Annotated in this window: 11 protein-coding genes; 8 read left to right on the top strand and 3 right to left on the bottom strand. The window is 53.9% G+C overall.

The features are described from left to right. Position 1 precedes the first annotated feature (1 nt). The 8 genes from Pla100_RS19360 to Pla100_RS19325 all read left to right on the top strand — a co-directional run bounded on the left by Pla100_RS19360 (position 2) and on the right by Pla100_RS19325 (position 8,233). Positions 2–928, top strand: coding sequence for a type II secretion system F family protein (locus tag Pla100_RS19360; RefSeq protein ID WP_146579354.1), 927 nt, complete (start codon positions 2–4; stop codon positions 926–928). A 2-nt stretch (positions 929–930) separates the two neighbouring features. After that, a complete protein-coding gene (locus tag Pla100_RS19355) occupies positions 931–1,347 on the top strand; it encodes a DUF192 domain-containing protein (RefSeq protein WP_146579353.1) in 417 nt (138 codons plus the stop codon). A gap of 150 nt (positions 1,348–1,497) precedes the next feature. After that, a complete protein-coding gene (locus Pla100_RS19350) occupies positions 1,498–3,579 on the top strand; it encodes a tetratricopeptide repeat protein (protein ID WP_197168078.1) in 2,082 nt (693 codons plus the stop codon). Between the two features lie 206 nt (positions 3,580–3,785). Next, the gene (locus Pla100_RS19345) at positions 3,786–4,532 is read left to right on the top strand and encodes a glycosyltransferase family 2 protein (protein WP_146579351.1); all 747 of its coding nucleotides are present in this window, start codon (positions 3,786–3,788) and stop codon (positions 4,530–4,532) included. Further along, the gene (locus Pla100_RS19340) at positions 4,529–4,948 is read left to right on the top strand and encodes a DUF2304 domain-containing protein (protein ID WP_146579350.1); all 420 of its coding nucleotides are present in this window, start codon (positions 4,529–4,531) and stop codon (positions 4,946–4,948) included. The genes Pla100_RS19345 and Pla100_RS19340 overlap by 4 nt, the downstream gene beginning before the upstream one ends. Beyond that, the gene (locus Pla100_RS19335; protein ID WP_146579349.1) at positions 4,945–6,003 is read left to right on the top strand and encodes a glycosyltransferase; all 1,059 of its coding nucleotides are present in this window, start codon (positions 4,945–4,947) and stop codon (positions 6,001–6,003) included. Before Pla100_RS19340 ends, Pla100_RS19335 begins: the two co-directional genes overlap by 4 nt. A gap of 173 nt (positions 6,004–6,176) precedes the next feature. Next, entirely contained in the window at positions 6,177–6,887 is a 711-nt protein-coding gene (locus tag Pla100_RS30955; protein WP_197168077.1) for an FkbM family methyltransferase, read from the top strand. A gap of 38 nt (positions 6,888–6,925) precedes the next feature. Further along, positions 6,926–8,233, top strand: coding sequence for an MATE family efflux transporter (locus Pla100_RS19325; RefSeq protein ID WP_197168076.1), 1,308 nt, complete (start codon positions 6,926–6,928; stop codon positions 8,231–8,233). Positions 8,234–8,576: 343 nt separating this feature from the next. Here Pla100_RS19325 and Pla100_RS19320 read toward each other — a convergent pair whose 3' ends face one another. The 3 genes from Pla100_RS19320 to asnB are packed head-to-tail and all read right to left on the bottom strand — an operon-like array spanning position 8,577 to position 12,481. Then, positions 8,577–9,317, bottom strand: a complete 741-nt coding sequence (locus Pla100_RS19320; protein WP_146579346.1) for a cysteine hydrolase family protein — start codon at positions 9,315–9,317, stop codon at positions 8,577–8,579. Positions 9,318–9,320: 3 nt separating this feature from the next. Continuing rightward, entirely contained in the window at positions 9,321–10,559 is a 1,239-nt protein-coding gene (locus Pla100_RS19315; protein WP_146579345.1) for a Zn-dependent hydrolase, read from the bottom strand. 2 nt (positions 10,560–10,561) lie between these two features. After that, a complete protein-coding gene (gene asnB / locus Pla100_RS19310; protein ID WP_146579344.1) occupies positions 10,562–12,481 on the bottom strand; it encodes an asparagine synthase (glutamine-hydrolyzing) in 1,920 nt (639 codons plus the stop codon). Positions 12,482–12,523 lie beyond the last annotated feature (42 nt).

The following is a 12,523-nucleotide window of genomic DNA, read 5'->3' as shown; positions in this document are numbered from 1 at the left end:
AATGACGCAACTACAAATACTCGTGCTGCTTCTGCTCGCAATTGGGATGCCGATCGGATTGTGGTTGCTGCGCTGGCTGTGGCTGCTCGCTCAAAGCGAACAACGTCTCGCCGCTGGAGCGTCTGCAATCGACGATCGTGGCGTTGAAGCTCTTCCAACACAACGGTCATGGTTGGGTTGGTGGCTGTTTCAAGCGGGCTTTCGCAAGAACAATGCGGTGACGATGTTTCTGTTGGCTACCACAGCATCGACACTTTTGTCTGTGCTGGTTGCTTACGCTTTATATCAAAGTCAAGTGATCACGTTGCTTGAAACAGTCCTTCGCGCGATTCCAGGAAACGTCGGCGAAGTGTTTTTGCCGTTGGTTTGGCTCAGCCCTTTTGCAGCAATTTTTGTCCTTGCAGCATTGCCAGCGGTGATCGTGCGTGGTCGTCGGCGCAAACGCGTGACGGAGATCGAACAGGATTTGCCGCTGACGCTGGACCTATTGGCAACGCTCGCCGAAGCAGGATTAAGTTTCGACGCGGCGCTTGACCGAGTACTCGAAACCCAGCGACGACAACGACCGTTGGCGCAAGACTTTCGTTTGTTCCGTTTGGAGATTCTGACCGGTCGCGGTCGCGTCGATGCGCTACAGCGATTGAACCAGCATGTGAACGTTCCATGGTTCGGCATTTTTGTTTCCGCATTGATTCACGCCGAGCAAGTCGGTGCAGGCTTGGCTGCAACGCTGCGAGCCCAAGCAGACGATTTGCGCAGTCGCCGTCGTGAGCGAGCGCTAGCGATGGCGATGGCTGTTCCGGTGAAGTTGCTCTTCCCGCTGATCACCTGTTTTTTGCCAGGAATCATGATTGCGTCATTGGGTCCGATCATTTTCCAGATCGTACAAGTGCTCGATCAATTCACTCGTTCGGCTTTCGGAGGTTAGCGATGCGATTTCCGATGCTGGGACGATGGGAGGATGCCGAGACGGGAGCGGTTCTGCTCGAACGCTTGTTCGTTGCGGAAACATTCTGGCAGCGATTTCGTGGGCTGCAGTTCGCAAAGCCGCTGGAAGATAATTGCGGGTTGCTGCTTCGCAATTGCCGATCCGTTCACACGATGTGGATGCGGTTTGCGATTGATTTGATTTTTCTCAGCGAAGATTTGCAAATCTTGGAAACTCGCCTCGGTGTGAATCCATGGCGAATGGTGATACCGAAGACGAAAGGGGTCGCGCATGTGATTGAAGTGACTGCGGGCCAGAAAGGAAACCTGCAAGAAGGAACCAAAACTCGAATCATTCAAGACACTGGCTCCCCTCGCCCCGTTTCGGGGAGAGGGGCTGGGGGTGAGGTGCTTTCATGAGCAATCGCAATGCTTATCGATCACAGCGACGAGTATCGCAACTGCCCCCTCATCCCCAACCCTTCTCCCCCGCAAAGCCGGGGGAGAAGGGAGTCTGAAAAAATAAACACGAATATAAATACGAGCCACGCACAAACCTTTTCGAAAAAGATGATCGCAGAAACTAACAACACCACTGAAACACGCGAAGGCCCAGGTCCTGCACTGGTGGTCGGAGTGGCGTTGATGCTGTGTGCATGTTGGATGCTGGTTTGGAGAGGCTCGCTCGATGGTGTGTTCCATTTTGATGACTACGGCAACATTGTTGACAAGGAACAGATTCGTGAACTGTGGCCTCTAGACGACTACTTTCGCAACAATCGTCCGGTCGGATTGTATTCGTTTGCAATCAACTACCATTTCTCCCAACTCGATCCGAAAGCCTATTTAGTTACCAATCTTGTGATTCATGTTGTCAATGGTTTGTTGCTCTTCGCTGGCTGTTGGCTTGCTGGTCGCTTGTGGTTGCGAGCGAAACATCATGGACATGATTCCGAAAGTACGTCGCAATATCGGCTACTTCTTACGGCGGCGATCATCGCCACACTTTGGACTCTTCACCCCCTTACGACGCAGGCCGTTACCTATATCGTCCAGCGCTACGAATCGTTGGCGTCACTGGGGTACCTCGCAGCCTGGGTTGGGTTATCGGCTTACTTAAGCACGTTCCGCATAACCGGTTGCCTCCTCATTTTAATCGGCTCTTGGATTGGGCTGCTCTCTAAGGAAGTGTTTGCAACTGCACCGCTTGCAATCTTGTTGTTCGATCGGATCATCACGAGTCAGCGTTGGCTTGACATTATTCGGCATCGATGGTTGCCGTACTCCCTAATGCTCACGCCTTACGCATGGTTCATCCCCAGCGTGACACGTTTCTTTGATCCGGTACGAACGAGTAGCAGATCGATGGGGATTGGCATCGATAAGCTGAACTCATGGGAATATCTCCGAACGCAACCGGAAGTCATTTGGCATTACCTATCGCTCGTGATTTGGCCAAAGGACTTGTGCATCGATTATGACTGGAAGATTCAAACCAATCCGCTGGTTTATCTGCCCTTGGGTGCGACGATTGTCGCGATACTGCTGCTCGGCGGATATTGCTATTGGCGTGGTTCTTCCGTACGTCCGTCGGAAGGATCGAAATGTTCAAAATGTGGAATTGCGGGTTGGTTAACGCTCACATTCTTTTTGATTCTTTCCCCGACTTCCAGCGTAATGCCGATCGCCGACTTGGCCTTTGAGCATCGAATGTACTTACCGTCGGCAGTCGTCTTGGCTGGGATTGTCCTGGGTGCAAGCGTTCTGGCAGCTAGGCTGCTTGCAAGTAGTGAGCGTCCCTTGATACTCAAGTACGCTTTCGGTTGTATTCTATTGTCTTGCGTAATCCTACTTGCCTGGCGCACCCATCTTCGCAACCTTGACTATCGTGATGAATTGACCTTATGGCATGGTGCCACTCAGCTCGCTCCCAACAATGCGAGAGCCTGGCATACGGTAGGACTTGCCTACTACAAACGGGGCAACAAGGATGCTGCTTTACAACCGCTGATCAACGCGGTCGGGCTGTCCAATGAAAGCATTCCGCTATTCGATGCTAGCTTGGCCGAGTGTCTTCAGTACCTCAAGCATCATGACAAAGCCATCACGCTCTACCAACGCGCGCTTTCCAAGAAGAAACACTATCCAGAAGTTTATAACGATCTTGGTGCCGTGTTCTTCGCTCAAGGTCGCCTGGATGATGCGCAGCAGTCCTTTGAAACGGCGATCGAACAGAAACATTCCGAAGCAAAATACAACTTGGCTCTCGTCCATCTGCAACAGCAGCGCCTCGATCAGGCGGTACCCCTGCTCGAGGAAACGCTCATCGAGCAGCCCGAGTTGCATGTAGCCGCGCGGCGGTTGGCCTGGGTCTTAGCGACGGCAGAAGATAAGCAAATCAGAGACGTTGCCCGAGCCGAGCAGCTATTGCAGCAGCATTATGATGTTGCCGCCTCGGAGAACGCGTATGTACTGGATACTTGGGCCGCGATTCAAGCCGCACAAAACAATTTTGACGCGGCGATCGATTCGGTTCAGCAGGCCCTTCGATTGGCTAGGTCAAAGTCGGACGAATCGCTGGTGGAAGATTTAACTGAACGTCTTGCGAGTTTCGAACGCCGTGAACCCTGGATCGAAGGAAGTAAACCATGAGTGCTGTCGGCAAAAATCGTTTAACGGCAAGCCGTAGGCGTCAGTGTTTTATTGACTCGCCGACGCCTACGGTATTGCAGTCGAACGAAGAACGAGTTCGGTGCGACAATGCTCTAATGCAAACGTATTGCATGTACGTCGGTATCGTCTATGCTATGGTTTCGAACATCACATGATCCAACGAAGGAAAATTGAGCTCAACAGTAATGTCAACGACTTTCCGACGACTGATCGTGATCCCTGCTTATAACGAAGAGCGCTCGCTGGCATGTACCATCGAAAAGCTGGCGAGTTTGCCAGAGTCATTCGATGTCGTCGTGGTCAATGATGGTTCGTCCGACGGCACCTCATCGATTGCCCACGATCTCGCTGCGTCGTGGAATGGCCGGCTGCATATCATCGACCTGCCCCTGAATGGCGGAATCGGGGTAGCGGTTCAAACAGGATACCGCTTTGCCGAAAGCAAAGGGATTTACGACTACGTGGTCCAGCATGACGCCGACGGGCAACATGAGTCTGCGGATATCGTCTCTTTGGTAGATTATTGTCAGACGCATCAACTTGATTTAGGTATTGGCTCGCGCTTCTTGCCGACAGAGCACAATGGATTTCGCTCGACCCGTTTGCGACGCATGGGGATACGGTTTTTGTCAGGGCTGATCGGCACACTAGCGGGTCAATCCGCTAGCGACCCGACCAGTGGCTTCCGTTGTGCAGGCCCGCGTGCATGGCAACGCTTCGCCGAACACTATCCCGACGACTATCCCGAGCCCGAGTCGCTGTACTGGTTGCTGCGCAACGGGCTGCGTGTCGGCGAGACTTCAGTCCGAATGCACGCGAGGCAGGGTGGCGAGTCGTCGATCGGTGCAACGCGAGCAGTCTACTACATGGCGAAAGTCACCTTAGCGATTTGTGTCGACATGCTGCGACCCAAGGAGCAAACGTTAACATGAACGCCGAGCGACTGATGATGGTTGCGGGGGTGATCGCTTTTTTGCTCACCCTCTACTGGGTTCGCAGTCGCGAATTAAAGGAACGCTATGCGCTTGGCTGGCTGGGCCTAGCGACTGCGTTATTGTTATTCGGTTTATTTCCCGATGTGATCAAGAATTTCGCCAAAGCATGGCACTTGAGCTACGCATCGGCAGTGTTGTTCTTTGCGTTGGCGGTGATTTATGTGTATTCGTTTTTCGTCTCGGTATCGCTATCACGCCAACACCGCAAGACGGTGAGATTGATCCAGGAAATAGGTATATTGAAAGAGCAAGTGCGAGCCTTGCAAGCACGGCAAGATGTCAGCGAGTTGAGTCAAGACGCAGCAACGTCGCCTGAACTGAACGACGAAACTATCCGGCAGGCACCAAAGTGAATCCTGGCGAAGCGAACCCACTCATCAGCGTCATCGTTCCCACTCGTGACCGAAGCGATAAAATCGTTCGCTGCTTGCAGTCACTAACTTGCCAGAGTTTTCATGACTTTGAGGTGATTGTTGTCAATGATGGATCTAACGATGACACGGAAGATCAACTGGTGCAATTCGCCAGCGAACATCCAGATTTCAACCTGCATTTGATTCACCACCCAACGCCTCGGGGAGCGAACCCCAGTCGCAATGAAGCGATTCGCAGCAGCCAAGGATCACTCATCGCGTTCATTGATGACGACTGCATTGCCAATTCGCATTGGCTAGATAAGCTTCAAACACCGTTTGTGCATCCCAATGTTGCTGCTGCTGGTGGGCATATCGAGAACGTGGCGGTATCAAATCTCTGGGAACGGTTCTTCATTGGTCAGCAACGCGTTTCCTCCCGATTGGTCAACGGGATAAGAATCGCGAATCGTCTTGTTGCAGCGAACATGCTCGTGCTTCGCCAATACGCGGTGGATACGCTTGACGAAGACCGAGCGGAAATACCCAAAGATGTTGCCACGTCCGCGAGGTGCGACGAAGAAGGGTTACGAATCAAGATTCTGCGCGATGGAAAGTTAACCGTGCACGTCCCTGAAGCGATTTGCCTGCATGATCACCCGTACCGCTTTCGTAGCTTTTGTCGGCAAGCGTACAAGAGCGGTCGCTCAACAGCCCGACTCGCTTTCAAGTACCAATTGGCGCCGCGATGGGAACTATTGGCCCTCATCGGTGCCGGACTGTTTCTCTTGTTGAGTGCATGGCTAACCGAGATCGTTTTTGTTTCGGCAGCCTCATTCTCTCTGTTCCTAATGGCCGCGATCTACAACGAGTTAGCTCTGAAACGAAAAACCGTTTTACGATCGATCGAGACGTTTCCAGCGTTGTTTATTTACTTTGGCTTGAGATCCGCTGGCTACTTGAACGAAGTTGTCTCGCAACTACGGCGTATTGTCTCGTTACGGAAATCCGAAGCAATGCCGGTTGTTTCGGCAACAAGGTCAAGCAACGAGTGAGATTCATGTTGAATACCGAATCACTCGCTGCACTTACGCGACGACTCGCACGGTACCCCTACGCGTGTGGCTTCCGTCCATGGATCAAGCGGCTCCAAAGAACCGACCTTCGGCGACGCAAGCTGAGCGGAAGTTGCGAGACTCTGATTAGATTGCCTGGTACACGACAACAGATGGTTGTTGACAGATCAGACCGAATTGGGAGTCTGTTTTTTTGGTTTGGCGCGCATCATCGTCACCAAATCCACCTCGCCGAAACGCAGCTTACGGATGACGGCGTTTTTTTGGATGTGGGGGCCAACATTGGTGAATTCACTGTAGCGATGGCAATGGCGAAGCCCGCAGCCCGTGTCATCGCATTCGAACCCAATGCTGCCGTACGATCTATTCTCCTTCAAAACATAGGGGCCAACTCGATACGAAACGTCAGGTGCATCCCGTCCGCTCTCGGAGAGGAGTCTACCATGCGAACGCTCTATGCATGTGATGATTCTGCGCTTACGAGTTTGCTCTCATTTACACCTAAGCATATCGCCTCCGCGCAGGTCGATGTGCTCACACTTGACGACTTCGTGAGGTCGCAAGCTGTAGATCGGATCGATCTCATTAAAATTGATGTCGAGGGTTACGAGCTAAATGTGCTTCGAGGAGCGAAGGAAAGCCTCGAACGGTTTCGACCGAGCATTATCCTGGAGGTGAACTCGATTACATCGCGGGCAGCTGGCTTTGAACTATCGCAATTGTTCGATTTACTACGTTCGCATCGCTACCAATTCTTCGTTTACCGAAGACGAAGCTGGACGCCTGTTGGCAGCGAGCTTCCCACGCAAGAAGACATCTGGGCACAACCCGAAGAACGTGTCGGTCGGGTCGATAAACCATGACTACGCAGGTAATCCATCCGGATCGAGAATCTCCCGCAATGGCGATGAAGCTCTCGCTGCTTCGAAGTATCGGTGTCGCAGCAATAGGAGTCGCTTCAGCATCAGTGCTCGGTCGTGGATTGGGTGTTGGCGGTTATGGGCGATACCAGTTGGTCGCTAATCTTGCTGCGCAGATTGGGCAGGTCTGCGAAGCGGGCGTGGGTACCGCGATTGTCGCACTAAGAAAGCATGGAATCACTGATTTCAATACCGCATTGAGCGTGGTGGGAAGATTTTTTCTAGCGATGACTGTGCCAACCCTTTTTGTTTCCTGCGGACTCGTTTACTTACTTGTTGACAACGCCCCCTGGTCATTGATGGCCGTCGGTTGCGTGATTTCCATTTCGACGCTTGCGCAGGGTCTGGCCATCGGAGTGTTTCGAACGATCGGCAAGACGCGGACCGCCAATGCGTTGATGGTGCTTCCACCAATGTTCAACTTGCCCCTGGCCGCCACTTTATGGTGGACTGGTTCCTTAACGCCCGTGGCTGCGCTAGAGGTTCTCGCTTGCGCGTACGCACTCATGGTGGTTTTTGCAGTGTCGTGGCTGATTCAGCTGCTTCGCCACGCCCCCCCTTCAATGGAAGTTGCTTTATCGGAGCGAGTTAGTCTTGGCGAGTTGTTCAAAGTAAGTTGGAAATCGAGCGCATCCCGAATTTCTCAACTGCTCATCTACCGTTTCGACCTCTTTCTGCTTGCGTTTTTTGTTGGCGAAGAGTCGCTTGGTATCTATGTTCCTGCCGTTTTTCTCGCATCGCAACTCAATCATTTTGGAGACTCAGTGGGATTTGTTCTCTATCCATCACTTGCACGTCAAGAAATGAACTCAACCCATGCTGGCGAAGTTTGTCGAGGGTTAATGCTGGTCGCCTGTGTTACTTCGACAGTAATTGCGATCGCAAGTCCTTGGGTACTTTGGCTGGTATGGGGATCTGGCTACTCGTCCTCTGTGGTTCCTCTCATGCTACTTTTACCCGGCTACGTTTTCCTCACTCCGGCGAAAGCGCTGTCGGCATACTTGGCCGTTGCAACACAATTTGAAGCGAACTTAAAAGCGTCCTTATCGGGTTTGGCTGTCAACACGATTCTCAATCGATTGCTGATCCCCGGCTTCGGCGTCGTTGGCGCGGCGATCGCCACTTCCGTTGCCTTGGTTTGCGTTAGCGCGATCTTGAGTTTTCAGTTTCAACGGAGGACGGGGCTTCGAATTCGAGATTTTTGGATTCCTCGCGCAACCGATGTACAACGTGGCCTAGCAATGTTTACGTCAAGGCGAAAGCCGATTTCGCTCATTGATGCTCAATGAACCGCACAAATTTTCTCCCTTGCATATCTCATCCCGCATTATTCACCAAGGACGAAATCGGTTCTGCGTTTTGAGGTTTGGCCATTGCGAAACGCAGCGAAGCGGATTGCGAGTCTGATTTTGACCGACCGCGCACAACGCCCCCCTCCCCCAGAATCGTTGGACTGCAACGAGTCAACGACCTGTCCCACGCATGGGACGCTTTCGGCCCCGATTCTCGAGAAAAATCAGACAACCAATCCGACCACACTTGTGTGGTACAGTGAGCTTACGCAGCGGGTTACGAAAAAAGCGCAACTTCAAAACTTGCGCATCCGGCTTGTATGGTTTCGGCATAGCCGGATTAGACCGAACTGCGGACCAGCGGGATTGCGGCATCGACGATCCCTAATGTTTCTTTCAGTGTCAAAACACGAGCATAGCGATCGCGGAGCGTCGCCAGCGAGGCTTCATGCAGTTCCGGCGTGACCGTCGCGCAGCAATCTTCCACAACCGTGACCAAGTAACCCAAATCGCAGGCATCGCGGACCGTCGTCTCCACACACTCGTTGGTGTAAACACCGACAACAAACAACGATTCGACTCCTAGATTGTTGAGCACGTAGTGCAGGTTCGTCGATGAAAAAACGCCGCTGGCGGTTTTATTGAAGACGATCTCGTCGTACTTCGGATCCGGAGCGACCTGCTCCAGAAAATCCGCTTCGCGTGATCCTGGCGCAGCGAGCAGTTTCAGACGCTTGTGTCCCTTGCCTCGATCACGTCCGTCTTGCGTCAGCGATTGAATCCGCGTGTGAATGACCTCGAGCCCGTGGTGGCGAAACGCGTCTTGCAAACGACGCACGCCGGGCAAAACCAATCGTTCGAGCCGATCGAAATAATACTCTTGAGCTTCCGGCGACACACCGCTCGCGTCGGCGTCGGCGAATACGCCACAACCGCGCGCCGCGTCGAGGTATTGCAAATCGATGCACAGCAACGCCGTGTTTCGCTGCGCGAGCAACTCCACGTGCTTGGGATTATCAATGAACGATTCGTGATAAGCATCGCGCAGCGGATCGATGTGTTCGTTCGGATCGAGGATCATGATCTAGTTGGCCAGTTCGATAAGAGTATGCAGCATCAAGTTCGCTCCCGCAGCGATATCCGACCACGCCGTCCATTCGGCGGGCGAGTGACTTTGTCCACCTTTGCTCGGTACAAAGATCATGCCAACAGGCACCATTCGTCCCATGATTTGGGCGTCGTGGGCCGCCCCGCTGGGCATCGCGTGAGCGTCTAAGTTCAATCGCGTGGACTGTGTTTTGAGCGCATCGACCATCGTTGCGGAGCACTGGACCGGTGCGAGGTAGCTTTTCAATTCGAACTCGAACATTAAGTTGCGGCGACGCGCGATCGCCGACAACGCCTTGCGAAACGCGACCGACAATTCTTCCAAGATCGTTTCGGAGGTGTCGCGGACGTCGAGTGAAAACTCGACCAAACCCGGTACGGTATTGGTCGCGCCGGGCAGGATCTGCGCTTTCCCGATCGTCGCCCGGCTGCGGTCGCTGCCGTTTTCTTCGAGAATGCGAGGGATCTCATGGGCGAAGTCGGCCAGACCCATGAAGGCGTCGTTGCGCATGTCCATCGGTGTCGTGCCCGCATGGTTGGCTTCCCCTTTCAATCGCACCGCCCACGTGAACAGTCCCGTGATTTCGTCTACGATCCCGACGGGTTTCTTTAAACGATCGAGCACGGGTCCCTGTTCGATGTGAAGTTCGAGATAACCGTGAATCGACTCGGGATCGCGGGCGGCGTCCAAGGCCGCCATCGGATCAAGGCCGTGACGACGCAATTCGTCTTGCAGCTTCACACCATTCATATCAGTCAACGTGGCGAGTTTTTCAGGATTGATTTGCCCACAAACCGACTGGGAACCGAACATCCCGCCGAACCGTCCTTCCTCGTCACTGAAGGCAACTAATTCAATGGTGCGCCGGACGGACACGCCCGCTTCCTGAAGACATCGCAAACATTCCAATCCGACAATCACGCCCAAGGTACCATCAAGTGCACCGGCACAAGGAACCGTGTCGATATGCGATCCGACCAAGATCCGCGGTAAGTCGCTCGAACCGTCGATTTGTGTCGAAACATTGGCGGCGCCATCGCGTTGGTGCGACAAACCGGCGTCGTGAAAGCGATCCTCCAGCCAACGCTTGCCTTCCATATCCGCGTCGGTAAACGCCATCCGATAAATGCCGTGATCGTCGGTGTGGCGACCGATCGAGGCGAGAGTGAGGATATCGGATTTGATCCGTTCGAGATTCACTTCAAACGTTTTCATGATCAATCCACCGCCGGCAGCGGCAACCCCTCGACGTATTGGCCGTGCAGCATGTGCAATTGCAAAGTGTGGTTGATCATAATGTCGTTGCGGCGGGCCAGCGTGCCGTCGGTTTCGTGCCACGCGTCGCTCAGGAATTTTGAGAGTTTTGCCGGGTTGAACAAACCGACCGCGGCGACTCGCTCGGGGGTCAACCAATGATGGATCATTTCCTCGACGGCGGCCCGCTTCACCGGATCGGTGTGAGCGGGCGGTGCCATGAAAGCAAACTTCTTGCGTTCATATAATTCACGTGGCAACACGTTGACCATCGCTTCACGCAGCACCCACTTTTCGACACCGTCGCGAATGCGGACGTCCGGTGGGATCGTGGTCGCGTACTCGGCGACGTGATGGTCTAAGAATGCGGGGCGGGCTTCCATCGAATTGGCCATGTCCATGCGGTCGCCGCCCCAGGTCAGGATTTGACCCTCGAGCATCGTTTTGCTCCACGTGTACTGCGAGATATCCAAACGGTGGCGGCCGCGAACCATGTCTGGATCGATCGCACCGGCGACCTCGGCGATCGGGTCATAAGTTTGCAACATGTCCTGGATCGATGAGTGTAACAACGGCTTGACGCGATCGAGCACCAACATCCACGGCTGGATCCACGAGGGCGTGAACCCGCACAAGGACTCCCACGCGGCGTGCGTTTGGTCCGCTTCGGCCAAGATCGCTCCGGCGAAGATGCCGCCCTCGTCGTCACGGCCGAGCCAATCGCGTTGAAAGAACGGATAGCCGCCGAACAGTTCGTCGGAACCTTCCCCCGTGATGACGGCTTTGTAGTTGCAAGCTCGTACCCGGCGACTCATGTGCCATTTGGCCACCGCGAGTGTGTTGTAAAACGTCCGCTCGGCGTGCCAAGTCGCTCGTTCGAACGCCGGCCCGTAAAGCTCTTTTTCGGTCAAACGCAACAGTTCCTGTTCCGCACCGGTTCGCTCGGCCATTCGTTTGGCGATGTTTGATTCGTCGTATTCGTCGCTATCGAACGCGATCGTGAACGCCTTGATCGGCGATTGTTGCAAATTCGTGGCGAGCCCCAAGATCGAACAGCTATCGATCCCGCCGGACAAATAACAACCCACCGGCACGTCCGCTTCGAGGCGGGTCGCCACCGCGTCGATCAAACGACCCTGAACCCCTTGCACGTATTCGCCCGGGTCGACGCCGGTTTCATGGGACGTAGGAAATTCAAAATCCCACCATCGTTTGGTTTCGATTTCTAATCGATCCCCACGTCGAGTCGCGATCAACATGTGGCCGGGTTTGACCGCGTGCACGTCCTCGAACGCGGTCGATCCAGGCACCATCACCTGCATCATTTGATGCACGGCGGCCTTGGGGCACAGACGCGGCGTGACGTCGGGATGCTTTAAGATCGATTTGACTTCCGATCCCCAAACCAAGCTGTTGTCGCCGGCGTGATAGTACAGCGGTTTGATGCCGAACCGGTCGCGAATCAAGATCAATCGTTGCTCGCGGGCATCGAACAACACGATCGCGAACTCGCCGCGAAGTTGTTCGACGAAACCGATGCCGTCACGGAGATACAGCGGCAACGTGATCGCGCTGTCGCTCTTGCCGCTGCATTCGTATTGTTGGCAAGCGAGTTGCGTTCGGACGCGTTTGTATCCATACAGTTCACCGTTCACGGTGACCGCGTAGTCGCCGTCATCGGTTTCGATCGGTTGGTGCCCGCACGCCAAACCGATGATCGACAGCCGCGTATGCCCCATCGCAACGCCTTGCTCGCGAAAGAACCGACTACCGCGTTCGTCGGGGCCGCGATGGTCGAGAACATCGAGCATCGGATCGAGTGCGAACCGCAAGTCGCGTTCGTTCGTTCGAGAAGGATTCCAAAAACCGGTTATGCCGCACATGGTGGAGATTGAAGATTGAAGATTGAAGATTGAAAAGTAGGC

It is taken from the genome of Neorhodopirellula pilleata (genome assembly GCF_007859915.1).
GTDB lineage: Bacteria > Planctomycetota > Planctomycetia > Pirellulales > Pirellulaceae > Rhodopirellula > Rhodopirellula pilleata.
Note: the sequence above shows the minus strand (reverse complement) of the source record. Positions and strands in the feature narration are given on the sequence as shown.